Genomic DNA, 25,496 nt, shown 5'->3' with positions numbered 1-25,496 from the left:
TTTCTCTAAAGAACGAGAAATAAAAGGATTTTCATTACAATCGGGGCTAACGTTTACGATTACAAACAACTATTTTTTATAAATTATAAAATCCAAAAAAATGTCAAAACAATTCGCTGATTTAGGAATTTCTAAACCAATATTGAATGCACTTTCTGATTTGAATATTGTTACTCCGACAGAAATTCAGCAAAAAACAATTCCATTACTTTTAGAAAACAAGACCGATTTAGTAGGACTTGCCAAAACAGGTACTGGAAAAACAGCTGCTTTTGGATTGCCTATTTTACAATTAATAGATACTGATTCACCACTCGTTCAAGCGGTAATATTAGCGCCAACAAGAGAATTAGGTCAACAAATATTCAAAAATCTAGAGTCGTTTGCGGCTTTCTTGCCTCAAGTTTCTATCACAGCAACTTGCGGTGGAATTCCTATCAAACCTCAAATCGAACGTTTAGCATCGCCAACGCATATTGTGGTAGCAACGCCAGGACGTTTAATTGATTTAATTCAGCGTAAAGCGATCAATCTTAAAGAAACTAAATTTCTGGTGCTGGATGAAGCAGATGAAATGGTTTCTATCTTAAAAGAAAGCTTAGACGAAATAATAGCCGAATTACCTAAAGAGCACAAAACCTTTTTGTTTTCAGCAACGATGCCGGGAACCATCAAACAATTGGTTCAGAATTACCTAAATAAAAACGTAGTTCAGGTAAGTGCTAACATGGAAACAGTAGGAAATCAAGGAATCGATCACGAATATATTGTGGTAGATCCCATTGAAAAACTAGATGTTTTGATGCATTTCTTGAATTCAAAAGAAGGCGAGCGCGGAATTATCTTTTGTAAAACAAAAGCTGCGGTGAATAAACTAGCTAAGAATTTAGCAATCAATCGTTTTTCATCAGGTGCTTTACACGGAAGTTTATCACAAGGAATTAGAGATCGTATCATGGAGCAATTCCGTGAAGGGCATATCAATATATTAGTGGCTACAGATCTTGCAGCAAGAGGAATTGACGTAAAGGAAATTTCATATGTAGTTAATTACCATTTACCAGATGCTTATGAAGCTTATGTTCACCGTAGCGGAAGAACGGCAAGAGCAGGAGCAAAGGGACTTTCGTTAACGGTATTGCAACCAGAAGAAGTTGGCGAAATTGCCGATTTCGAAAAAGAATTAGGAATTAAATTCACCGAATTCAAAAAGCCAAGTTCACTAAGCATAGAAGAAAACAACACCCTTTTATGGGCGAAACAAATATTCAAAACCAAACCCAACCATGAAGTGGACCCGGAATTGAAAACAAAAATAAAAACCATTTTCCATCATTTAACTAAAGACGAACTGATCGAAAAATTATTGGCTAATTATTTGTTGCAAAACAAAAATGAACCAACCGAAAAACCCGTTAAAAGGCAAAAAATGAAATAGATTTTTTTCTGTTATAAGAAATTAAGAAACCATTGTAATGCTTGAAGAAAGTTTTGCAATGGTTTTTTTTGTATTTGATAATTGCTTTTTCAATTGCTTTAAAATTTGTAAAATTAAAATCACATTAATATTAGAAAACGGCTGATCTCAATTTTTAAAAAGTACAAGCTACTCTCTAAGAACTATTGTTAACAGAAATTAAAAAGTTAATTTCCTCTAATTATAATTTAATTATATTTGGGATATTATACTACAAGCAGTAAACTTTTAAAAATAATAAGTTGCTTATAAAATGAAAGAGCTCATACAACTTCCAGGACAAACGCGAACAATTGAAAGAAATGAGTTTTTAAAAACTAAAGGAAGCGTTGACACCAATCTTTATTATATCATAAGTGGTAGTGTAAGAGTTTTTATTTTTGATGGACATGAAGAGCAAGTTATAAGATTTGGTTATAAAGAGAACATGATAGTTGCATTAGATTCTTTTCTTACCGGTCAACCTTCTAATTTTATTATTCAGGCAATAAAAAAAACGGTTCTCAAGGTAATTCCTAAAATAGAAATTGATAAACTTTTAAAAATCGAATCTAATCAGATTTTGTGGAGTAGTATTTTAGAAAAACTAGTCCTTGATCAAATGGATCGTGAAATTGATATTTTGACAAATTCGCCAAAAGAAAGATTGCAGAGAGTATTAAAAAGAAGCCCACAATTATTTCAAGAAATACCAGAAAGGCACATTGCTAATTATTTAAGAATGACTCCAGAAACTTTATCACGCCTAAAAAAATCTTGATTTTAATCAATGTTTATAAGTATATTATGGACGAAGTTTGCTTAAATATATAAGAGTATGAAATCAGAAGAAGTGATAGAATCATTGATTGCTAAGACAAAACTAATTAACATCCAAGTTGAGAATATTAAACGATGTGATTTGGAAACATTGAATTGGAGAGAAAACCAAAATTCGTGGAGCATTTTAGAATGTATAGAGCATCTGAATAGGTATGGAGATTATTATATTCCCGAAATTGAAAAAACTTTAGAAAAATCAAATTTTAAAAATGAGGAAGACTTTAATAGTGGATTATTAGGAAACTATTTTGCCAAAAGTATGCTGCCAAAGGAAAATAGGAATAAAATAAAGACTTTCAAAGATAAAAACCCAATTCATTCTAAATTAGATGAAACAGTTTTTTACACGTTTTTAAAACAGCAAAATATTCTTTTAGACTTGCTAAATCGATCAAAAATAGTAAGTTTGAATAAGACCAAAATTAAAATTTCAATCTCAAAGTTTATAAAATTAAAATTGGGAGATACTTTTCAGTTTTATATTAACCATATTATTAGACATTTTGATCAGATTGAAAAAATAAAAAAACTGAAAAACATTAATTTTTAATATCATTTTCTCCACTTTAATAAATAGTGTATTAATTCTACAGTCAGCTAAATAAATAGTCGAATGTTTTTTATATAACAAAACTTATTTCACTAGAATATTTTGTCACACTAATTATGTTCAGTAGAATAAAAAAAGTATTGCTATTCGGATAAAGCAATTTTTGGAAAATCGATATCATTTAAAAATATTTGGGGGAAAAAAAATAGATAACAATACTTTGACATTTTATAAATATGATGGAAATAGCTATGATTTTAGCATGAAAAATATTGATGAAAATGATACAAAAAAACTTAATGAAATATTTAATCAATACTTTTAATAAAATAGATACTCTAATTTAGATGTTACTATTTTAAGGTGGTATTTAAGTAATACTAATTAATATAAATTTACTGTTTTGTTTCTTGTCAAATCGAGCGTAGTCGAGATTATATATAAGTTAAAAAAAAGGTTTCGACTGCGCTCAACCGGACAAAAAAACAACAACCTTTTATAGTATATTAAAAGATGATTTGGTATAATTACTATATATTTGAGACTAGAAATTGGTAATTATACATCACGAAACTAAACCAAATGACAACTTTCCCGGTAAGCGCTTCTATACTATCAGAAAAAGATTTAGGCCGATTCATAATAGAAAAATACAACTTAAATGAAGGTTTTGAATGTAAATTATACAGAACTGGCGTCAATCACACTTATTTTATTTCGAACGCAACCGAAAAATATGTTGTTAGAGTTTATTGTCACAATTGGAGAAGCAAAACTGAAATAATAGAAGAATTAAACATTTTAAAAGTACTAAAAGACAATAATCTTCCAATTTCCTATCCAATTTCCGATAAAAATGAGGAATTAATTCAGGCAATTAAAGCGCCAGAAGGAATTCGTTATGTAGTCCTTTTTTCATTTGCAAAAGGAGAAAAAGTTCGATTTATTACTAATGAAAATTGTTTTACCGTTGGCTCTATTATGGCGAAGATTCATAATGTGACAGCAAACAAAAAGATTAATAGAGTAAATTATTCTTCTGACATTCTTCTAGAACAATCCTATAATTATTTAAAACTTTTTTTCTGTGAAGATTTATATGAAATGAAATTTTTAAATGAAACTGGTCATAAAATATCAAAAATATTTTCTGAAAATATTTTGTCAGAAAACCAAAAAGGAATCGTTCACCTAGATATTTGGTATGATAATTTTAGTATCAATAAGGAAAATGAAATAACAATATTCGACTTTGATAATTGCGGAAATGGAAGCCTTATTTTAGACATTAGTTATTTCTGCAAACAATTATTTTTTATTGAACAAGATAAAAATCAATATGAATCGAAGGCAAAAAGTTTTATTGATGGTTACCAACAATTTAGACCTTTATCAGAACAAGAGATTAAATTAATTCCTGAAGCGGGAGCCTCAATTTTTATTTTTTATTTGGGTGTGCAAGCACAAAGATTTGATTGGTCTAATATTTTTTTAACGGAGAACTATTTCAAAATGTTTGTTGGAAGAATAAAAACTTGGCTAGACTATTATAAAAATAAGAAGATTAACTGTGATTAATATTCTTCTGCAATCCTTTATAAATCAAACCAAACAACAAATAACATGCAAGACATTATCAAAAAATTCAAATTTAAGGACAACGCAATAGCAATTAACGCGCCAGATAATTTAGAAATTCAATTTGTTGAACTTGGTTTTAAAACTGCATTTGATAATGATAAAAAGAGCGGAAATACGTCAGTTTTCATAACCAACAACAAAGAATATCTAGATTTTTTAAACAATAAATTAGATAACATTGAACGAGATAGTGTTTTGTGGTTTGCCTATCCAAAAGGAACTTCAAAAGTAAAAACTGATATTAATAGAGATACGATTCGGGTTACGGGTGAGGAATTTAATATTACAACTGTTTCGGCAATTTCTATAGATGAAACTTGGAGTGGATTGCGTTTTAGACCGATTGACAGAGTAGGAAAGAAATAGTAGTTGATCTACATGAAATGTTAAAATTAAACCTATTAAATAAATTACTGCTTACCTTTGGCTCATGATTAAAAAGTCGCACATATTTATTGTAATTCTAACTCTTGGCTTGTTCTTACTGCCGAGTTTGACTTATGCGTGTGGAACTCAGTCAGAAAAAGAATGTTGTAAAATGGAAACAACTTCTAAACAAGAGCACAAAGAATGTTCTGAAGAAAGTCACGCTGCTGATCAAAATAGCGGTTGCGATGGTAAATGTGGACATTCAACCTGTACAACAACTTCGGTACAAGTAAGTTTAGCTTTGTTTAGCCAAAATGAATTTGGGTACGCTTTCTTTAATTTTCCTAATGAAAAACAAAAGTTTTACAATTCAAAAACTTTCGTATCATCTGGATATACTACATTATGGCTTATTCCTAAAATAGGCTAATTTTATTTCTTGACAGCCATACTTATGGCTATTTCACTGCATTTGCAGTACATTAAACTCAATTTTAGAGTAATAAGGAAAGTATTTACGCTCCTATTATCTCATGATTGTTCACAAATCAAAATTTTAATTAAATCACTTTCAAAAGAAAATTCTCTTTTGACACAAATCCTTATACTATGAAATATTCAATTTCAAATGTAATGGTTGCAGCAACGATGTTGTTAACCTTTACAATCTCTAGCGCACAAATAAAAAATTCAGTAACTGAAAACGTAAAGATTTACGGTAACTGTGGCATGTGTGAAAAAACAATAGAAAAAGCAGGTAATCTAAAAAACGTTGCTACTGTTGATTGGAATAAAGACAGCAAAATGGCTTCGATAAGCTATGATTCTAAAAAAACAAGTCAAGACGAAGTTTTAAAGCGCATTGCTTTAGCAGGATACGATAGCGATACTTTCCTTGCGCCAGACAATGTTTATAATGAATTACCAGGTTGTTGTCAATATGACAGAAAAAGTAAAGTTGCGGTAAAAGAAACTTCATCAACTATGAATCATGAAAATCACGCAAATCACATGGATATGAAAAATACAGCAATGAAAGAAATGAACCAACTTACGTCAGTTTTCGATAATTATTTTGCAGTAAAGGATGCATTAGTAAGTACAGACGGAACAATGGCTGCTGCAAAATCTAAATTGTTACTTACCAATTTAGAAGCGGTACAAATGGATAAATTGGAAATGGATGTTCACATGGTATGGATGAAGGTTTCTACCAATTTAAAAGAAGATGCTAAACACATCGCTGATACTAAAGATACTGAACACCAAAGAGAGCGTTTTATCAACTTGTCAAAAAATATGTATGAATTAATCAAGGTTTCAAAAACAGAAAACCCTATTTACTACCAGTTTTGTCCAATGGCAAACAAAGGAAAAGGTGCTAACTGGTTGAGCAAAGAAAATGCAGTTAAGAATCCATATTACGGTTCGATGATGATGACTTGTGGTAAAACGGTAGAAACAATTAAATAAACAGAGCAAAGTCCATTTGTGAAATTTGGGCTTTGTTTTTTAGTAAAAAAAATAATTATAATGGATATTAGGATAAAACTAATCGTCTTTTTATTAGTAGCTTTTAGTCTTACTTCATTTGCACAAATAAAAATTGGAAACGCAATTCCATCAATTGAATTGCAAAGCAGCAAAGATGTAACAATTAATATAAATGAATTTAGAGGTAAGTTCGTATTAATTGATTTTTGGGCTTCCTGGTGCGGACCATGCAGAGTGGGGAATAAAAAGCTAGTGCAAATGCATAAAGATATAGATTCAAATAAAATAGAAATTATTGGAATTTCAATCGATACAGACGCTACTAAATGGAAAAAAGCGATTGAAAAAGACAAGATAAATTTTTTGCAATTAATTGATCCAAAAGGATTTGATGCTAACGCAGCAGTAACTTTTGGAGTAGAAGAGTTGCCTTCAAAATTCCTATTTGATAGCGAAGGAATATTAATAATGAAAAACCCAACAGATCAAGAAATAATAAATTTAATAAATAAATAAAATGAAAATAGTAAATATAAAATACAGCGCTTTAATAGTTTTAATGGTGATGTTTTCGGCGGTAAGTAATGCACAAATTTCAAAAGCAGAGATTGTAGCAACGGGATTAACATGCTCAATGTGCTCTAATGCAATAAACAAGCAATTAAAATCAATGCCAGAAGTTAAGGATGTTGAAATCGACTTGAATTCAAACACTTTCATAGTTTCGCTAGCAGATAATAATTCATTATCGCCTTCCATTTTTAAAGAAAAAGTGGAAAAAGCAGGTTTTTTTATTGGCTCTTTAATTGTCACAGTTGATGCTAAAACTTTAAAGAAAAACTCTTTCGTTGTTGTAGACGGTAAAGAAAGTAAGAACAAGGAAGTTCAAATACAAGTTTTAGATAAAGGTTACGTAACTGATAAAGAGTTTAAAAAACTATCTAAGTCTTACAAGAACAGCACAACGTATGCCATGAACAATGAAAAGGATTTCCATATTAAAATTGTAAAATAATGAAGAAGTTTCTAGTACTAGTTGTCCTATTCATTTTCCAAAAAGGGACGAGTCAGGAATTATTTCTGATGACAGATCCAGCCAGTAATGTTCCTGCAAATTCATTAGGCGTAAATGTGTTGCAATCCTTTCTGAAAAAAGAGGGCACTTCAGCATACAATTATTATCTCATGCCAGAGGTAAGCTATGGAGTTAATAAGAATTTAATGGTAAGAGCGTCAGCGTTTGCTAGCAAAGCTGATAACAATTTTGTAGCAGAAGGAGGGAGCGTATACGCTAAGTATCGCTTCTATTCTGAGGATGATATCAATAGTCATTTCCGAATGGCTGCTTTTGGTCGCTTTAGTTTTAACAATTCAAGTGTAAATCAAGAGCAAATTGAGATTATGGGTAACAATACCGGTTTTGAAACTGGTATTGTTGCTACAAAATTGATTAAAAAAGTAGCAATTAGTTCATCATTAAGTTTTGAGAAGGCATTCGACAATACTTCAAACCATAGATTTCCAGATAATTTTGGAAGTACTGCGACGAACTACACCTTGTCTTTTGGTAAATTAATGTATCCAAAAAAATATACTAGTTTGAAACAAACGAATATTAATTTAATGTTAGAATTTGTTGGTCAAACTATCAATGAAAACGGTAAATCCTATCTAGATGCAGTCCCAGTTATTCAATTTATTTTTAATAGTCAAGCGCGTTTGGATTTAGGATATAGAAAAGAATTAATTAATTCTATGACGCGTTCCTCTTCAGATGGGATTTACTTTAATTTATATTATACTTTTTTCAATTTGAAAAATTAGGGCGTGAATTATGAAATAATTTTTATAAAATATATAATATTTTTTGTTAAATATAAACTTCTTTAGCATCCACTTAAAACTCTACAAAAAATGAAAATTTTAAATTTTAGTTTACTATTAGGTTTGTTTTTAATCATAACTTCTTGTAAACAGCAAACTAGCGAAGGCAATAGTAATAAAAAATCACACATGATGAATGATTCAAAAATGATGAACCATGATTCAACGATGATTCATAATAGTGATAAAAAGATGGATACTAATATATCATATTCTTGTCCAATGCATCCAGAAGTTATTGGAAGTAAAGGCGATAAATGTCCTAAATGTGGAATGGATTTGGAGCAAATTCCCACAAAAGATTTATAATGGAAATAATGCATTAACGAAAGACGATGCGAAAATGGCAGCTGTTGCTAGCAAATCAATTTACAAAACATTCAGTGATGTAAATGTTAATTCGATTGATGCAAAACTAAGAAAAGAATTTTTAGAGATTGCCGAAGATGCCAAGGAACACGCAGAACATATTGGCAATAATGCTAGTAAAATTGAACATCAAAGAGAGCATTTTATTATGTTAAGTAAAGATATAAATGACTTTGTTGCTACTTTTGGTTTAAAGCAAAAAATATATCAAGATTTTTGTCCAATGGCAAATGAGGGCAAAGGTGCTATTTGGATTAGTGAAATAAAAGAAATTAAAAATCTATTTTTTGGTTCTCAAATGCTTACTTGTGGAAGTATTAAAAAAACCTTTTAAATGAACAAGATAGTTAACAAAATAGGATTTGGTCTTTTACTTGTTTTTTTATTAATACAATTCTACAGACCACCTCGCAACTTGGAAAATAGTTCTATTGATACAAATGATTTAACGACTATTTACAATGTTCCGGTAAATGTGAAAACTTCGTTAAGTACAGCTTGTTATGATTGTCATAGTAATACTACTAAATATTCGTGGTATGCTAACATTCAGCCTGTAAGTTCACTTTTGGATGAGAATATTAAAGATGGAAAAAAAGAATTGAATTTTAATGAATTCGGTAGTTATTCTAATAGAAAACAAAAAAGTAAATTAGATGCTATTTGTAAGGAAATTAAAGAAGGCGAAATGCCATTAACTTCTTACACTTTAATACATCAAGATGCGAAACTTTCTCAACAACAAAAGAATGAAATTATCGATTGGATAACACTAATTGCAAATAATCAATATATAAATGAAACTCTACATTAAAAATATGGTTTGTCCGCGATGCGATACCGCTGTAAAGTCAGTATTTGAAAAATTAAAAATTTCAATAACTACAATGCAATTAGGCGAAGTCGAAATTGCAACAACTTTAGACGCAGATCAATTGGAACTGCTATCAGAAAACTTGAATGCACTCGGCTTTGAATTGTTAATTGATAAGAATTATATTACTATTGAACGAATAAAAAATTTAATAATTGATTTGGTGCATTACAAAAATGATCCACTTAAGAATAATTTATCAAATTATTTATCAGAAGATTTAAGACAAGATTATAGTGTTTTAAGCAAATTATTTTCAGAAATAGAAGAAACTACAATAGAGCACTTTTTTATCATTCAAAAAATTGAAAGAGCAAAAGAATTACTACTTTATAATGAAATGTCATTGAGTGAAATCGCATTTCAGCTAAATTATAGCGATGTAGCGCATTTAAGTAATCAATTCAAAAAAAATACTGGCTTTACGCCGACGCAATACTTGCAGTTAAAAGACAAGATGCGAAAAGATATTGACAATTTGTAATCTTACAAAATATATCCAAAACTGTACAATGTAAAAAAGTGATTTCATTCGGATATTTGTAACGTTAATGTATTTAGATTAATAAAACTCAAATAACAAAACAAGATGACACACACATATACTATTGATGGAATGACATGTTCTGGTTGTGAAGCCAAAGTTAAAACAGACTTATCTAAAGTTGATGATGTTACTGAAGTTACTGTTTCAAAAGATGATAGGAAAGCCATAATTACTATGTCAAAACATATTGAATTGGAAACATTTCAAAATGCTTTGGGCGGAAAAAACAGTAAATATCAAATTTCGTTACCAAATTCTGATTCAAAAAAAGAAATAAAAGTTGCAAGTTGTTGTTCTTCAAATAAAAAAGAAACAGTACCACACGAACACAATCATAATCATCAAGCTGGAAAATATTACTGTCCAATGCATTGCGAAGGTGAAAAAGTGTATGATAAAGCTGGAGATTGTCCGGTTTGCGGAATGGATTTGGTAAAACAACCTTCATCAGCAATCCAAGCATCACAATATACTTGTCCGATGCATCCAGAAATTATTCGCGACGAACCTGGAAGTTGTCCTATTTGCGGAATGGATTTAGTGCCTATGCAACCAAGAGAATCCGAGGAAGATAAATCCTACCTAGATTTGTCGCGAAAAATGAAAATTGCATTATTATTTACAGTTCCTGTCTTTATAATTGCAATGTCAGAAATGATTCCGAACAATCCAATGTATAATTTAATGGAATTAAAATATTGGAATTGGGTGCAATTTGCATTAACGCTTCCAGTAGTTTTTTATGCCTGTTGGATGTTTTTTAAACGAGCATGGAAATCAATTATTACTTGGAATTTGAATATGTTTACCCTAATCGGAATCGGAACTGGAGTTGCATTTCTGTTTAGTATTTTCGGAATGTTGTTTCCATCACTTTTTCCATCAGAATTTAAAACAATGAGCGGAACAGTTCATTTATATTTTGAAGCAACAACGGTAGTTTTAACTTTAGTTTTATTAGGACAATTGCTTGAAGCAAAAGCGCACAGCAGAACAAGTGGTGCAATTAAAGAACTATTGAAATTAGCACCAACGGAAGCGACATTAGTTGTAAACGGTGAAGAAAAAGTAATTTCCATTCACGACATTAAAAAAGGTGATATTGTTAGAGTAAAACCTGGAGAAAAAATTCCTATTGACGGAAAAATAACAGATGGAAACAGTACTATTGACGAGTCGATGATTACTGGTGAACCAATTCCTGTAGATAAAAAAGTCGATGATTCTGTTAGTTCAGGAACTATAAACGGAACTAAATCATTTTTAATGGTTGCCGAAAAAGTTGGTTCGGAAACTCTATTGTCCCAAATTGTTCAAATGGTTAGCGATGCTAGTCGTTCTCGTGCGCCAATTCAGAATTTGGTTGATAAAGTTGCCAAATATTTTGTTCCAGTTGTTGTTATAATTTCAGTAATTACTTTTATAATTTGGTGGCAATTTGGTCCAGAGCCAAAATTAGTTTACGGTTTTGTAAACGCTATTGCAGTTTTAATTATCGCTTGTCCGTGTGCATTAGGTTTGGCTACGCCAATGTCAGTAATGGTTGGTGTTGGTAAAGGCGCACAAAATGGTGTTTTGATAAAAAATGCTGAAGCGATTGAAAAAATGAATAAAATCGATGTTTTAATTACAGATAAAACCGGAACTATTACCGAAGGAAAACCATCCGTAGAAAAAATAGTGGTAAAAGAGGAAAATGAAATTGAGACTCTCGGAAAAATAGCATCAATCAATCAAAGTAGCGAACATCCATTGGCAGAAGCTGTAGTAACTTTTGCAAAATTCAAAAATGTAACTTTTTCTAAAGTAACAAATTTTGAGTCCGTTACAGGAAAAGGAGTTATTGGTTTTATAAATGACGAAAAAATTAGCCTTGGAAATGATAAGTTGATGGAACAAGAATCCGTTGAAGATTTTAAAGCAATTGAACAAGAAGTAATTTCCGAACAAAAACTCGGAAAGACAGTTTCTTACATCGCTATCAATAAAAAAGTTGTGGGATATATTACAATTACTGATGCTATAAAACCATCAAGTATTGAAGCAATAACAGAATTAAAACGACAAGGTGTTGAAGTCATTATGTTAACTGGAGATAATGAAAACACAGCAAGAGCGGTAGCTTCTGAATTAAATTTAACCGATTTTAAAGCAAGTTGTTTACCACAAGATAAATTAGAATATATTAAAGATTTACAAGCTAAAGGCAAAATTGTTGCAATGGCTGGCGATGGAATAAATGATGCACCAGCTTTAGCGCAAGCCGATATCGGAATTGCAATGGGAACAGGAACAGATGTTGCAATTGAAAGCGCCAAAATAACTTTAGTAAAAGGCGATTTACTTGGAATTGTGAAAGCGAAAAACTTGAGTCATGGTGTTATGAAAAACATTCATCAGAATTTATTTTTCGCATTTATCTACAATAGTTTGGGAATACCAGTTGCAGCAGGAATTTTATTTCCATTTTTTGGAATTTTGCTCTCTCCGATGATTGCGGCTTTGGCTATGAGTTTTAGTTCAGTTTCCGTTATTGTTAATGCACTGCGATTACGAACGTTAAAAATATAATATTTCGGGCAACAGCGATACTGAAGACCGATCAACAGCGGTACTGACGAAATTATTTAAAAACAAAATATTATGAAAACAAAAAAAGTTTTAACAACAGTTCTTACATCATTTTTTACAATGGTACTTTTCTTAACTTTTAGCACTACTAATGCTCAAACAAAGAAAACAGAGCATAAAATGAAAGATTGTTGTATGATGAAAGATGGTAAAATGATGGTTATGAAAGATGGCAAAACAATGCCAATGGACAAAATGATGATCATGGAAAACGGAACCACTTGTATGACTAATGGAGAATGTACAATGAAGGACGGATCTAAAATGATGATGAAAAATGGTGACCGAATGGATATGAACGGTAAAATGCATAGTAAAAAAATGATGGACAAAAAGAAAAAAACTAAAAATGCTGTTGCAGTTTACACTTGTCCAATGCATTCAGAAGTTGTTGGCGTTAAAGGCGGAAAATGTCCTAAATGCGGAATGGATTTAGTTAAAAAATAATTTTTATATAGTAATTGCTATAGATTTTATAGTCTATAGCAATTATTTTTTTATCAAATCATTACCGCATTTTAAAAATTTACTTTTAAAATAATACCATAAAATCTTTTAAAAATGGAAAATTTAGACACAAATAAAAAGAGTAGTATGTACAAAACATTTTTAGTAATGTTAGCTTGTTCTTTTGTTGCAATGTACATTACTATGTATTTAAATACGTACTCAATCGATCATGTTTATTTTAGTTTAACAAGATTTTACATGACTTTAATGAGTATTTCTACAATGGCAGTAATTATGTTATTGTTCATGCTAGGAATGTATAAAGACAAGAAAAAAAATACCATAATTATTTTAAGTAGTTTTATATTATTTTGCTCTTCATTATTTTTAGTTCGAACTCAAAGTCCAATTATTGGTGATATATTGTGGATGAAAGCAATGATTCCGCATCATTCTATTGCAATATTAACTAGTGAAAGAGCCGACATTAAAGATCCAGAAGTAAAAAAATTAGCCAATTCGATAATTGAAGCACAAAAAAAAGAAATTGAACAAATGAAAATAATGATTAAAAGATTAGAAAATGAGAAATAATACTATACTCACAGTTCTTTTTGTGCTCTTTATTTCGAATATTATTATTGCACAAAAATTGGTCCATTACGATCTTTATGTAAAAGATACTTTGGTCAATTTCTCGGGAAAAGAAAAAAGAGCAATTGCAGTAAACGGACAGATTCCGATGCCAACGCTAACTTTTACAGAAGGCGATATTGCTGAAATTGTAGTCCATAATCAACTGAAAGAAAGCACTTCCTTACATTGGCACGGTTTATATTTACCAAACAAAGAAGATGGTGTTCCGTACTTGACACAAATGCCTATTGAACCTGGTGAAACCTTTACGTATCGTTTTCCAATTGTGCAAAATGGTACACACTGGTACCACAGTCATAGTGGAATGCAAGAGCAAATAGGGATGTACGGTTCGTTAATTCTGAAGAAAAAAACTGATGACAAAACATTCAGAAAAGAAATTGATGACTTACCACAAGTTCCTGTAATTTTAAGCGAATGGACGGATTTAAACCCTAAAAACGTACATCGATTATTACACAACGCTTCCGACTATTTTGCCATTAAAAAAGGAACTACTCAGAGTTACGCAGAAGCAATAAAAGCAGGACATTTTAAAACCAAACTAACTAACGAGTGGAAACGCATGTTGGCCATGGATGTGAGTGATGTTTATTATGACAAATTCTTAATAAATGGTCAGAACGAAAGTCAGCTAACGCAATTTAAAGGCGGAGACAAAGTACGATTACGAATTTCCAATGGCGGTGCATCATCTTATTTTTGGTTGAATTACGCTGGCGGAAAAATGACTGTAGTGGCTAACGATGGTAATGATGTAGAGCCTGTTGAAGTAGATCGATTGATTATCGGAGTTTCAGAAACATACGATGTTGTGGTTTCTATTCCTGCCGACAATACCTCTTATGAGTTATTAGTAACTCCAGAAGATAGGACTAAATCAACTTCTCTTTATATTGGTCAAGTAATTAAACAATTGGTTAGTCCGATGCCAAAATTGAAATATTTTGAAGGAATGAAGATGATGAACGACATGATGAACATGGATGGTTCAATGAATGATATGGGAATGGATATGTCGTTGCAAAAAATGGATATGAATACAGTTATGTATCCAGAAATTTCAGGAGTTAGTAAAAAGCCGAAAGCTGGAGGTAGCGATCCAATGAAAATGGATGGAAATATGGATCATTCAAAATCATCTGCTAAATTTGTCACTGAAGGAAAGCAAGAAAGTGGAATGAAAATGAATGAAAAGATGGATCATTCAAAACACAATAGGAGTGCGATGAATTCTGATATTGTAACGCTGAATTATTCAATGTTAAAATCACCAACTAAAACTACTCTTGATAAAAATGCTCCTGTGCGCGAAATTAGATTTGAACTTACTGGAAACATGAATCGTTATGTGTGGAGCATGGATAATAAAGTTTTATCTGAAGTGGATAAAATTTTAATTAAAAAAGGGGAGATCGTTCGTATCACTTTATACAATAATTCTATGATGCGTCATCCTATGCATTTGCACGGACATGACTTTAGAGTTATAAATGGTCAAGAAGAATACTCTCCGTTGAAAAATGTATTGGATATTATGCCAATGGAAACAGACGTAATCGAATTTGCTGCTAATGCAGATGGCGATTGGTTCTTTCATTGTCACATTTTATATCACATGATGTCTGGGATGAATCGGGTTTTTAGTTATGAAAATTCTGAATCGAATCCTTATTTGCCTAATAAAGCTGATGCCTATAAAAAACTACAAGCGGAAAGTAATGAGTCGCATTTTATGGCTCAAAACGATTTTGCTACCAATGGTAATGATGGAATGGCAATGGTACAAAATGCCCGTTGGAGTTTTGGTACAGAATGGCGTTTAGGATATAACAAGATGCACGGCTATGAAACCGAAACCCATATTGGTCGATATATTGGAAGAAATCAATGGTTTATGCCTTTTATAGGTTTTGATTACCGTTATAGAAAAATGGGAATGGACCAGCAAGAAACTAATTTATTTAATCAATCCAATACTAAAGATAATCGGAGTTTGGTTAGTTTAGGGTTTGATTATACATTGCCAATGTTGGTAATTTTTCAAGCAGAAGTGTATCATAATGGCGATGTTCGTTTGCAATTAATGCGTGAAGATATTCCAATTTCAAAAAGGATACGAGCTGGATTTATGGTTAATACAGACAAAGAATATATGGCTGATTTACGTTATATCATAAACAAAAATATGGGTATTAGAACTCATTATGACAGTGATATGGGATTTGGATTGGGATTATCAGTAAATTATTAAACGGTTACGGAAAAAGGATTAAAAATTCTATTTCATCTCATACAATAATCATATCAACCATTACAAACACTTGAAAAAGTGATGTAATGGTTTTTTTATTCTAATTAAATTAAAAAGTAAACTTTTATGAATAAAAGAACTGAATTTTTATATATTTAATAAAAACTGAAAAGCAAAAAACTATTAGATTACAATAATTTTAATTTAATTAAACGACTTAAAAACAAGCAAATGAAGAATGATTTTACTTTCATAAAAACAGATAGAAAACTACTTAAGATAAATTTTAATGAAATAATATTAATAAAGGGATTAGGTAATTATGTTGAAATTTTAATGCTTGAAAATAAAAAATATATTTATTATAATTCTCTTAAAGATTTGATTGAGAAATTGCCAAGTGAATTTATGAGAGTTCATAATTCCTACATCGTTAATCTAACAAATATTGATTTTTTCGAGGATAATCATTTAACGTTGAAAGGAAATAAGATTTCAGTGGCTAAAACTTATCGAGAATGTTTAAATAACACTCTAAATAAATTGATATTATAAGTAGTAAATAAGAATGTAATGCCATTACATAAGAAAATAGTACACTTAAATAAATATTTTTTTATTCATCAATAAACTCTGTTGTTTTGTTTTGAAGATAATTAAAATATAAATTTAAAACATACTATATGGAAACACAAAATAAAAATTCAAAGAATCCTGCTGTTAAAAAAAACAATCCGTTTATTGAGGATGTATCTTCAATAAATGGTTTAATTAAAGCATTTTATGAGGTTGTTTCAGGTGAAGCTGGAGAAAAAAGACAATGGGAAAGAGATGAATTCATTCACAATCCCAAAGCAATTTATACTTATTTATCAAATGAATCTGGTGATTTGAAACAAGTTACTTTATCCTTGAAAGATTTTCATAAAGAAACAGATAACATGGTTTTAGAGACTGCATTTTATGAAAATGAAATCAATAGAGAAGTAAAAATATTTGGCAATATTGCTCATGTATGGAGTACGTACGAAACAAGATTAGAAAAAAATGGAAAAGTTGAGAGACGTGGTGTAAATAGCATTCAACTTTTTTATTCTAACGAGAAATGGGAAATAATTTCTCTAACTTTTGATAGAGAAACCCAAAATAATAAGATCCCGCAAACTTTTAACCCAAAATAAAAAATTAAAATTGTATGGTCAAAATACTATAATCATTACTCCTAAAATTCAATAAAGCCACATTAAAATATAGGTATTAATTCTTATATTGTTGAATATTAAAAGGATTAAAAACAATTATGAAAAATTTAAAATATATTTTATTTGCTTGAAAATATTGAAGAATGATTTTTCCTTTAGAATAAAAACAGTAATTATTTTAAAACATTATGACAATTATGTAACATTCTCATAAAATTTTAAAACGCAAAAAAATACTTTTAATTTATCTTTAATTCATTAAATTTTAATGAATTATGAAAGTTAAAGAAACCACCAAAGAGATAAAACATGTTGGCGATGAAGCCATGTCAATTCACAAGCGAAAAAGAGGAAAAGGATATCAATATTTTGATGAAGAAGGAAATAAAATCACAGATACAATTTTATTAAGTAGGTTTCGAAGGTTGATTATTCCGCCAATGTGGAGTGATGTTTACATCTGCAAATGGGATGATGGACACATTCAAGCCATTGGTAGAGATGCCAAAGGAAGAAAGCAGTACATTTATCATACTACTTTTGAAAAAGCAAAACAAGAAGAGAAATTTGCTAAAATGAAAAGTTTTGGTAAAGCACTGACAAAGTTTCGAAAAAAGGTTATTGAAGATATTGCCATAAAAGAATGGACTAAAGACAAAATATTAGCTTTAATAATCTTGTTACTTGACGAAACCGGTATTCGAATTGGAAACAAACAATATGCCAATCAAAATGGAACTTTCGGATTAACAACCTTGAGAAGAAAACACATTACATTTGATAAAAACCATGTTGTATTTGAGTATAAAGGTAAAAGTAATCAAATGAGACACGTTGAAGTTGATGATGCCCAATTAGCTAAGTTGATAAAAAAATCATCTGAATTACCAGGTTATGAAATTTTTAGATACAAAGATGAAGAGGGTAATTTTCATGCAGTGGATAGTGAAGATGTAAATGAATACATTCGGACTCACATGGGAAAAGGATTTAGCAGTAAAGATTTTAGAACTTGGGTAGCAAGCCGTTTAGCAGTTGAGCTCTATCCTTATGCACTAGAAGCCATTGGTGATACGAAAAAGAAAAAATTCAGTAATACACTAATTCGAATGGTAGCAGATGAATTAGGTAATACTCCTACAGTTTGTAGATCGTATTATGTACATCCTAACATCATGCAAAAAATTGAAGAAAAAACACTTCCTAATAAAATGCATGATGATTTCGGAATGAATCAATTTGAACTTACTTCTTCAGAGAAAGAAGTAATGAAACACATTTAATTTAAGGAACGATTACAATTTCTTCATCAGCAGAAGTCGTAATCGTTTTTTTTATTTTTCTTTTACCAACAATCAAAATCACTAATGCTAGAAGTGTAGTTACAGTCATAATGGCAACCATTGGCACTACTGAATTATGTACAAAAACTCCAACTAAAAACGAGACAAATGCTCCTAAACCCAATTGTATAGCGCCCATTAATGCAGAAGCACTTCCGGCATTTCTCGCAAAAGGAGCAAGAGTTAATCCCGCTGTATTTGGATTAGAAATTCCTAAACAAGCCAGAAATAAAAACAACATGGCAATCGTTCCATATAATCCTAAAACATTATTAATTACCAAAATAAGGAATAATATCGCAATAATTGATTGAGAAATTAATGCCCCAAAAATCATTTGTTCACTATTAAATTTTCGCAAAAGCAAAGAATTGAGTTGGCTAGCACTAATAAAACTGAGAGACATAAAAGCAAAAATCCAACCATAGGTTTTAGCATCAACCTCAAAAATATCCATAAATAGGATAGGAGAGGCCGCTACATAAGTAAACAAACCAGAAAATGCAATTGCACCCGCAAAAGCATACGTATAAAATTGAGGTTCTTTTAGTATAGTTATAAAATTTGTAATTATTGCTTTTGGTTTTAAAGAGATTGAAGTATCTGGTAAATAAGTGTTTGGCAAAACTAATTGTGCTGCGATCAAAATTACAATTCCCATACACATCAATATAAAAAACACGGTGTGCCAACCATAATCAGCAGTAACATAACCTCCAATTGTTGGTGCTAACATGGGCGAAAGACCTACAACCAGCATTAATAACGAAAACACTTTGGGAATATCTTTTACAGGAAACAAATCACGAACCATAGATACAGAAGCTACGGTTGCGGCACAACTACCAACAGCTTGAATGAATCGCAAACCAATAAATGTATCGATATTCGTAACGAAAACACAACCTAATGAAGCGGCTATATAAACCAAAAGCCCTATAAATAATGGTTTTTTTCTTCCAAAACGATCCAGTAATGGACCATAAAGGAGTTGCCCTGCAGATATACCAATAAAGTAACTGGATAAGGTCATCGAAACATTGGCTACCGTTGTATTCAAATCTTTTGCTATTCCAGAAAAACCTGGTAAATACATATCAATAGAGAAAGGCCCTAAAGCGGTTAAGGATCCTAATATCAAAATTAATTGAAAGTATTTTTTCTTTGTCATTACAGTATCAGTCTTCAAAATAGCTAATTTAATTTTTTGCAAAGGTAAATGAAATAAATGCTTTACTGAAAATTAACGAGCAGTAAGATGAAATGTAGGACAGATGCTAATTTTTGAAAAGTAATACTAATCCAGAAACTAGAAGTAATGTCAGAATTAATTTTTTCAAAAATTCCTCGTCCAATTTTAAAAAAACTATTTTACCTAAAACCAATGCAAGTATAAAAAATGGTAAAACATATAAAGAATTATAAAGCTCAATAGTTGTAAAAACTCCCTCGAAAACTAAAACAGATATTCGCATCATAGATACCAATCCCAAGATTCCGAACATGGTTGCCCTAAAAACCCTGACATCACTAGTTTCGTTTTTAATAATTACTGCATATAAAGGTCCTCCCGTAGAAAAAACACCCGAAAAGAAACCTCCAAAAAGACCTAAAATGAATTCTAATTTACTACCAAATTTCCAATTATTTTTATTTAAAATACTATTCAAAACAAACAGAATGATAAAAACGCCAAGTGCTTTTTTTAATAGAGTTGGCTGACCATATATTAAAACTATTGAACCGATTAGAATTCCAATTAAAGAAGTTATTGCTAATTTTCTAAGCAAGATTTTATCCATATTTTTCCATTCCTTGTAAAAATAAATAGGAGAAGCAATGGAGTAAAAAATAGATATGTAACAAACAGCCTCAGTCAACGGCATTACCAAAAGTAAAATAGGAAGTGCTACTAAAGCCCCAGCAAAACCAGTAATTGTTTGTATAAGAAATCCTAAAAAAATTCCAATTGATAGTAATAATAATAGTGTATCCATGATGCAAAAGTAAATCAACAACTAATTTTACTGAAATTTTATCAATGGATTTTATAGTATTTTACCATAAAAAAAAGGTAATTTTGCTAACTTAAAAGATTTTTTTATGGTAGATGCAATCGATTTAAAAATAATAGAAAAACTAAAAGTTAATGCTAGAGTTTCATTTGTTGACATTGGAAAACAAATTGGTCTTTCGCCATCAAGTGTTCGAGAACGCATTCAAAAGCTCGAAGATATGGAAGTTATCAAAGGTTATAGTGTAGAACTCAATACTAAAAAGCTTGGTTTTGGTCTTGAAGTTTTTATTATGTTCAAATTGTTTAGTGGTAATTTAATTCTTTTTAGCGAACAACTCAAAGAGTTTCCAGAAATAACAGAAATACATCGGATTACTGGAACTCATAATATATTTATGAAAGTAATTTTAACAGATCAATTGCATTTACAACAATTTATAGACAGGCTTTTAATTTATGGAGAACCTACAACACATTTGATATTATCCAACTTAAAGAATACATAGTTACCAGTAATTTTAAAAAAAAATGTGTTTAAATTAAAAATTTATGAAAAAAATTGTACTGATTTTAATAACATTGATTTCCATAAGTTGTAAATCTCAAAGCAAAAATACTTTAAAAGAGATAAATGTCTTATTTATTGGAAACAGCTTTACCTATTTTCACGAAATGCCTCAGACAGTCCAAAAAATGATAAATGAAACAAATCCTAATATTAAAATAGACCAAATTACATTTCCAGGTATGTCGCTATCTGGACATTTATCGGACATAATAACTTCAAAAACAGAAAACGGAATAAGTACAAGAATAAAAGGAGAAAATGAAAAAACAGAAACCGAAATTAAGATTGCAGAGAAAATTTGGGATGTCATTATTCTACAAACAGGAACTGTTAGTGTTTTAATACCAGAAAATCGTGAATTAAAAGTAAACAAGGCTATTTCTGAAATCAAAAGATTGGTTTCTAATCCAAATTGAAAATTTATACTTTTCCAAACTTGGGCGTCTAAAAATAAATATCCAGAACAATATTGTTATCCATCAAGCGTAATTGATAAATCTATAGAAAAAGCCAAGTGCTGTTCAATTATTATGGAAAATTTAAAACAAGAAACGGAATTAATTAATGATTCTTATAAATTAGTAGCTAACAAAAATAACCTTATAGAGTCAAACAATGGTGAGAAATATTTTGAAGTTCGCACAAAATATCCTGAAATTGAACTTTACGAAGATGAAAGCCATCCAAACGAAAATGGTGCTTTTTTAAACGCTTGCATATTTTACCAAATGTTAACTGGCAATAAAGCATCTGATTTAATTTATATTGGAAAAATTGAAAAAAAAACAGCAGAAAAGTTAAAGAAAATTGCAAAGTAAAAAAAACTACTGGTAACAGCCTTTACAAGATATTTGGGTTTTAGGCTGAATTTAAAGATGGTTTTGTACTCGGAAAATTTGTGTATAATCGAAAAAACTCGCATCTTTAATACCAAACATCTTGTAACGCCAAGACGTTAAATTGTTATCAATCAATGTAAAATTTCCTTTTAAGGATGAAAACATTATCATTTACAAATGAACTATAATTTATATTATGTAAAATAGAATTTATTGCAAAATAGAAACTCACAAAACTTTTAAATAAAAAAAGCATCACCTTTCAGTAATGCTTTCATGTTTTTGTAACAATTATTATTTTATACTCATTGGTATATTCCACTTTTCCCAACTCAATACCACTTTATTATTAGCAACAGTGTAAACTAATTTTTCTGTTGATGATTTTGAAGCTTGTTGTTTAACAGTAACTCTCAATTGATCTTCTTTTTCATTGTATTTTGAAGATCCCCATTGTTTTGCTTCTTTATTAAAAATTACGATACATTCTTTTTCTTTAGGTATTACAAAGAAAGAATATTTTCCAGCTGGTAATTTTGATCCTCCAACAGTTATATCTTTTGAAGTTTCAAAAGTAGTTGCTTCATTTGCTCCAGCACGCCATACTTCGTTAAATGGAACTAATTCACCCCAAATTTTTCTTTCTTTTACCGATGGACTACTATAATTAATAGTAATTGTTGCTCCATTAATTTTTCCTGTAGCCATTTCTTTACTACTAGCCGGTTTTTCTTGTGCATTTGTAAAGTTGACTACTAATAATGTAATAAACGGGAAAAGTATTTTTCTTACTAACTTCATGATTTAAAATGTTTTAGATTAATGAATAAATGTATGACAAGTAGATTAAAAAGTATAAAAATCATATTTATTTTATGAAAAAATTATGCATTGTATAATTAAAAAGTTTTGGTAGTGTTATGGTTGTGATATGATTTTTAATTTCAGTAATTTTACATTCAAATACGTTTTTATCTTTATAATTATGAATACAATTGCTGAACATATTGCTGATTTTTTAAAGGAATACGCACCTTTCAATCATTTGACTTTTGAGGAATTATCTATAATTGCTACTAGCATACGTGTCGTAAATTTAGAAAAAAACAAAGTATTATTTCAAGTTAATGATTTACTACATGACAGTTTTTATGTTGTAGCTTCAGGTGTGGTAACATTATCTGTTATTGCTGATGCTGAGGAAACACTGCTAAACAAATGTATTGAAGGAGATATTTTTGGTATTCGTCCCTTTTTTGCAAAAAATAATTATATGATGACCGCTAAAGCCAGAGAAGAAAGTCTGGTATATGCGATTCCTATCTCTACTTTTCGTCCTTTTGTGGCTAATAATGCTGAAGTTCTTAACTATCTTTTAGAAAGCTTTGCCGTAAACACTAGAAATTATAAAGACAAAGAGAATTTAATAGGAAAGTTAATTTCTGATAACGTTTTTTACTCAGGAGAAAAGTCTGAAATGCAATATTTTCAGTCTTTGTCTTACAATACTTCACCTATAAAAGTAAATCCTAATGCAATTGTGCAAGATGTAGCTCAATTAATGAACGAAAGTTTAAAGAATAATGCTCTTGTATGCAATAATAACATGCCTTTAGGTATTGTAACGGACACGGATATGCGCTCTAAAATTGCTACGGGTCGATTTCCAATAACCATAGCAGTTGAAAGAATAATGTCTTCTCCAGTTATAACAGTAATGGAAAATGTTTCTTTAGCGGAGGCACAATTACTAATGCTGAAATACAATGTTACTCATTTGTGTGTAACTCAAGATGGAACAGATAAATCTACCATAAAAGGAATTATTAGCGAAAATGACTTGATTATTGCGCAAGCGAGTAATCCTGGAGTTTTGATAAAAGAAATAAAACGCTCTCAATCTGCAAAAGAACTAAAACAAATTCGCGATCGTTTGTCCGATTTAATTCAGACCTCTATAACAAAAAATATTCCTGTTTCTCATATATTTAATATCGCTAGTGAAATTAATTTAGCGATTATAAAGCGCTCTGTAGAATTATCAATTTTAGATTTGGGCTCTCCTCCTGCTCGTTTTGCTTGGTTAAGCATTGGTAGCCAAGGCAGAAAAGAACAATTATTATTGACGGATCAAGATAGTATTTTAATTTTTGAAGATGTAGCACCAGATAAATATAGAGATGTTAAAGATTATTTTTTAAAGTTAGCCAAAAGAACGACTGGAACACTTGAAAAAATTGGTTATGAATTATGTCCCAACGGACATATGGCAAGCAATATGCTTTGGTGTAAATCGCTAACAGACTGGATCAAGCAATATGACAATTGGATGAAAGATCCAGGTGAAAATAGTGCTAATATTAGTAGTATTTTCTTTGATTATGAAATTGCATTTGGCGAACAAAAAATAGAAGATGCTATTAGTGACGTAGTTTTCAAAAATGTAAAAAACAACAGTTTGTTTTTTGATTTTCTTGGAAATGATGCCTTAAGAAAAAATTCACCTTTAAGTTTTTTCAAAAATTTTAATGTTGAAGACGAAGGACCAAACAAGAATAAATTTGATATTAAAACTCGAGCTTTAATGCCGTTGATTGATGGTGCCCGTTTATTAGCTTTAAATTTTGAAATTAGAGGAATTAATAATACACACCAAAGGTTCAAACAGTTTGCTATTACCGACCCAAAACATGCCGAAATTTATCTAAACTGTGCCGAAGCTTTTCTAACTCTTTCTAAATTTAGAACATTAGAAGGTTTGAAAAATGATAATTCAGGTGAATTTATAAATCTTGATGAACTAACTAAAATAGATCGCGATAAATTAAAAAATGCTTTGTTACCAATGCGTGAATTAGAAGAACTAATAAAAAGTAAATTTCAACTTACTCAATTTTCATAATTATGTTAGAATGGTTAAAAAACATTAATAAAGAACATCCCGAATTTTGGAAAAATTATGTTTCAAAATTCGAAGAAAAATCTTCGCGTTATGTTATTTTATCAACAGAAAGTTCTGGCTCCAATCCGGAGAAAGATGTTCTATTATCGATCGCTTCTTTTTCTGTTGTAGAGGATAGTATTTATATTGGCGACAGTTTTGAAGCTGTTTTATTGCAATATCAATTTTATCATGATAATCATTTAGCAGATGAATTTCTATTAGAAAATAAAATTTTAAAATTATCTGAACCAGAAGCTATTCAGTCATTTATCAATTTTGTTGGCAATTCCGTTTTGGTTGGTCACCATATTAATTCTCATGTAGAAATGATAAATCATGCTTTAGATCGCCTAGATTGTGGTAGATTGCGAAATGAGGCTTTGGATATTGATGTAATGCATTGCAAATTAAACGATATTAATGATAAAGAATTTTCACTTGATGAACTTTCAACATTTTATCATATACCCATAAATGAAAAAAATTCTGCTGCAGAAAATGCTTATAGAACAGCTTTGCTTTTCTTAAAACTAAAATCAAGATTGGGAATAAAATAATACTAAA

29 protein-coding genes are annotated in these 25,496 nt (G+C 30.2%); 26 read left to right on the top strand and 3 right to left on the bottom strand.

The genetic code is table 11. The annotated features are described in order from the left end of the window. Positions 1-100 precede the first annotated feature (100 nt). From H2650_RS11615 to H2650_RS11520, 21 genes are all read left to right on the top strand, one after another. On the top strand, positions 101-1,438 hold the full coding sequence (locus tag H2650_RS11615) for a DEAD/DEAH box helicase (protein ID WP_188050979.1): 1,338 nt from the start codon (positions 101-103) through the stop codon (positions 1,436-1,438). A gap of 292 nt (positions 1,439-1,730) precedes the next feature. Further along, positions 1,731-2,237, top strand: a complete 507-nt coding sequence (locus H2650_RS11610) for a Crp/Fnr family transcriptional regulator (protein ID WP_188050978.1) — start codon at positions 1,731-1,733, stop codon at positions 2,235-2,237. Positions 2,238-2,294: 57 nt separating this feature from the next. Then, positions 2,295-2,849 carry a DinB family protein gene (locus H2650_RS11605; protein ID WP_188050977.1) on the top strand — a complete coding sequence of 185 codons (555 nt, stop codon included), beginning with the start codon at positions 2,295-2,297 and terminating at the stop codon, positions 2,847-2,849. A gap of 582 nt (positions 2,850-3,431) precedes the next feature. Beyond that, positions 3,432-4,427: a phosphotransferase gene (locus H2650_RS11600; protein ID WP_188050976.1), complete on the top strand. Its 996-nt coding sequence runs from the start codon at positions 3,432-3,434 to the stop codon at positions 4,425-4,427. 45 nt (positions 4,428-4,472) lie between these two features. Beyond that, positions 4,473-4,856: a hypothetical protein gene (locus H2650_RS11595; protein WP_188050975.1), complete on the top strand. Its 384-nt coding sequence runs from the start codon at positions 4,473-4,475 to the stop codon at positions 4,854-4,856. Positions 4,857-5,028: 172 nt separating this feature from the next. Continuing rightward, a complete protein-coding gene (locus tag H2650_RS11590; protein WP_188050974.1) occupies positions 5,029-5,289 on the top strand; it encodes a hypothetical protein in 261 nt (86 codons plus the stop codon). A 179-nt stretch (positions 5,290-5,468) separates the two neighbouring features. Continuing rightward, a complete protein-coding gene (locus H2650_RS11585; RefSeq protein ID WP_188050973.1) occupies positions 5,469-6,332 on the top strand; it encodes a DUF3347 domain-containing protein in 864 nt (287 codons plus the stop codon). Between the two features lie 60 nt (positions 6,333-6,392). Next, the gene (locus tag H2650_RS11580) at positions 6,393-6,869 is read left to right on the top strand and encodes a TlpA disulfide reductase family protein (RefSeq protein ID WP_223151103.1); all 477 of its coding nucleotides are present in this window, start codon (positions 6,393-6,395) and stop codon (positions 6,867-6,869) included. A 1-nt stretch (position 6,870) separates the two neighbouring features. Then, entirely contained in the window at positions 6,871-7,368 is a 498-nt protein-coding gene (locus H2650_RS11575) for a heavy-metal-associated domain-containing protein (protein WP_188050972.1), read from the top strand. After that, the gene (locus tag H2650_RS11570) at positions 7,368-8,177 is read left to right on the top strand and encodes a hypothetical protein (RefSeq protein WP_188050971.1); all 810 of its coding nucleotides are present in this window, start codon (positions 7,368-7,370) and stop codon (positions 8,175-8,177) included. The genes H2650_RS11575 and H2650_RS11570 overlap by 1 nt, the downstream gene beginning before the upstream one ends. Before the next feature lie 90 nt (positions 8,178-8,267). Beyond that, positions 8,268-8,546 carry a heavy metal-binding domain-containing protein gene (locus tag H2650_RS15800; protein ID WP_223151102.1) on the top strand — a complete coding sequence of 93 codons (279 nt, stop codon included), beginning with the start codon at positions 8,268-8,270 and terminating at the stop codon, positions 8,544-8,546. Then, positions 8,506-8,940: a DUF3347 domain-containing protein gene (locus H2650_RS15795; protein WP_370566865.1), complete on the top strand. Its 435-nt coding sequence runs from the start codon at positions 8,506-8,508 to the stop codon at positions 8,938-8,940. The genes H2650_RS15800 and H2650_RS15795 overlap by 41 nt, the downstream gene beginning before the upstream one ends. Further along, positions 8,941-9,420 carry a heme-binding domain-containing protein gene (locus tag H2650_RS11560; protein ID WP_188050970.1) on the top strand — a complete coding sequence of 160 codons (480 nt, stop codon included), beginning with the start codon at positions 8,941-8,943 and terminating at the stop codon, positions 9,418-9,420. After that, a complete protein-coding gene (locus tag H2650_RS11555) occupies positions 9,404-9,964 on the top strand; it encodes an AraC family transcriptional regulator (protein ID WP_188050969.1) in 561 nt (186 codons plus the stop codon). Before H2650_RS11560 ends, H2650_RS11555 begins: the two co-directional genes overlap by 17 nt. 105 nt (positions 9,965-10,069) lie before the next feature. Further along, positions 10,070-12,598, top strand: coding sequence for a heavy metal translocating P-type ATPase (locus H2650_RS11550; RefSeq protein ID WP_188050968.1), 2,529 nt, complete (start codon positions 10,070-10,072; stop codon positions 12,596-12,598). A 72-nt stretch (positions 12,599-12,670) separates the two neighbouring features. Continuing rightward, positions 12,671-13,105 carry a DUF6799 domain-containing protein gene (locus H2650_RS11545; RefSeq protein WP_188050967.1) on the top strand — a complete coding sequence of 145 codons (435 nt, stop codon included), beginning with the start codon at positions 12,671-12,673 and terminating at the stop codon, positions 13,103-13,105. 114 nt (positions 13,106-13,219) lie between these two features. Continuing rightward, on the top strand, positions 13,220-13,702 hold the full coding sequence (locus H2650_RS11540) for a DUF305 domain-containing protein (RefSeq protein ID WP_188050966.1): 483 nt from the start codon (positions 13,220-13,222) through the stop codon (positions 13,700-13,702). Then, positions 13,692-16,019: a multicopper oxidase domain-containing protein gene (locus tag H2650_RS11535; protein WP_188050965.1), complete on the top strand. Its 2,328-nt coding sequence runs from the start codon at positions 13,692-13,694 to the stop codon at positions 16,017-16,019. The genes H2650_RS11540 and H2650_RS11535 overlap by 11 nt, the downstream gene beginning before the upstream one ends. Before the next feature lie 231 nt (positions 16,020-16,250). Next, positions 16,251-16,574: a LytTR family DNA-binding domain-containing protein gene (locus tag H2650_RS11530; protein ID WP_188050964.1), complete on the top strand. Its 324-nt coding sequence runs from the start codon at positions 16,251-16,253 to the stop codon at positions 16,572-16,574. Between the two features lie 128 nt (positions 16,575-16,702). Then, a complete protein-coding gene (locus H2650_RS11525; RefSeq protein ID WP_188050963.1) occupies positions 16,703-17,200 on the top strand; it encodes a hypothetical protein in 498 nt (165 codons plus the stop codon). Positions 17,201-17,496: 296 nt separating this feature from the next. Further along, a complete protein-coding gene (locus H2650_RS11520) occupies positions 17,497-18,504 on the top strand; it encodes a DNA topoisomerase IB (RefSeq protein WP_255462886.1) in 1,008 nt (335 codons plus the stop codon). Position 18,505: 1 nt separating this feature from the next. On the opposite strand, the gene H2650_RS11515 is transcribed toward H2650_RS11520, so the two are convergent. Both H2650_RS11515 and H2650_RS11510 read right to left on the bottom strand, forming a co-directional pair. Continuing rightward, positions 18,506-19,735: a multidrug effflux MFS transporter gene (locus H2650_RS11515; RefSeq protein ID WP_188051076.1), complete on the bottom strand. Its 1,230-nt coding sequence runs from the start codon at positions 19,733-19,735 to the stop codon at positions 18,506-18,508. A gap of 106 nt (positions 19,736-19,841) precedes the next feature. Next, positions 19,842-20,561, bottom strand: a complete 720-nt coding sequence (locus H2650_RS11510; protein WP_188050962.1) for a sulfite exporter TauE/SafE family protein — start codon at positions 20,559-20,561, stop codon at positions 19,842-19,844. Positions 20,562-20,667: 106 nt separating this feature from the next. Between H2650_RS11510 and H2650_RS11505 the strand changes: the two genes are divergently transcribed. The 3 genes from H2650_RS11505 to H2650_RS15915 all read left to right on the top strand — a co-directional run bounded on the left by H2650_RS11505 (position 20,668) and on the right by H2650_RS15915 (position 21,967). Continuing rightward, the gene (locus tag H2650_RS11505) at positions 20,668-21,087 is read left to right on the top strand and encodes an Lrp/AsnC family transcriptional regulator (RefSeq protein ID WP_188050961.1); all 420 of its coding nucleotides are present in this window, start codon (positions 20,668-20,670) and stop codon (positions 21,085-21,087) included. Positions 21,088-21,130: 43 nt separating this feature from the next. Continuing rightward, positions 21,131-21,565, top strand: a complete 435-nt coding sequence (locus H2650_RS15920) for a DUF4886 domain-containing protein (RefSeq protein ID WP_255462885.1) — start codon at positions 21,131-21,133, stop codon at positions 21,563-21,565. Between the two features lie 114 nt (positions 21,566-21,679). Next, positions 21,680-21,967: a hypothetical protein gene (locus H2650_RS15915; protein ID WP_255462884.1), complete on the top strand. Its 288-nt coding sequence runs from the start codon at positions 21,680-21,682 to the stop codon at positions 21,965-21,967. A gap of 315 nt (positions 21,968-22,282) precedes the next feature. On the opposite strand, the gene H2650_RS11495 is transcribed toward H2650_RS15915, so the two are convergent. Beyond that, positions 22,283-22,789: a DUF2911 domain-containing protein gene (locus tag H2650_RS11495; protein WP_188050960.1), complete on the bottom strand. Its 507-nt coding sequence runs from the start codon at positions 22,787-22,789 to the stop codon at positions 22,283-22,285. A 184-nt stretch (positions 22,790-22,973) separates the two neighbouring features. Between H2650_RS11495 and H2650_RS11490 the strand changes: the two genes are divergently transcribed. Both H2650_RS11490 and H2650_RS11485 read left to right on the top strand, forming a co-directional pair. Then, positions 22,974-24,890 (top strand): DUF294 nucleotidyltransferase-like domain-containing protein, encoded by a 1,917-nt coding sequence (locus tag H2650_RS11490; RefSeq protein WP_188050959.1) that lies wholly within the window; start codon positions 22,974-22,976, stop codon positions 24,888-24,890. A gap of 2 nt (positions 24,891-24,892) precedes the next feature. Continuing rightward, positions 24,893-25,489 carry a 3'-5' exonuclease gene (locus H2650_RS11485; protein WP_188050958.1) on the top strand — a complete coding sequence of 199 codons (597 nt, stop codon included), beginning with the start codon at positions 24,893-24,895 and terminating at the stop codon, positions 25,487-25,489. The last annotated feature ends 7 nt before the right edge of the window (positions 25,490-25,496 follow it).

This window comes from Flavobacterium sp. GP15 (assembly GCF_014281985.1).
Classification (GTDB): domain Bacteria; phylum Bacteroidota; class Bacteroidia; order Flavobacteriales; family Flavobacteriaceae; genus Flavobacterium; species Flavobacterium pygoscelis.
Note: the sequence above shows the minus strand (reverse complement) of the source record. Positions and strands in the feature narration are given on the sequence as shown.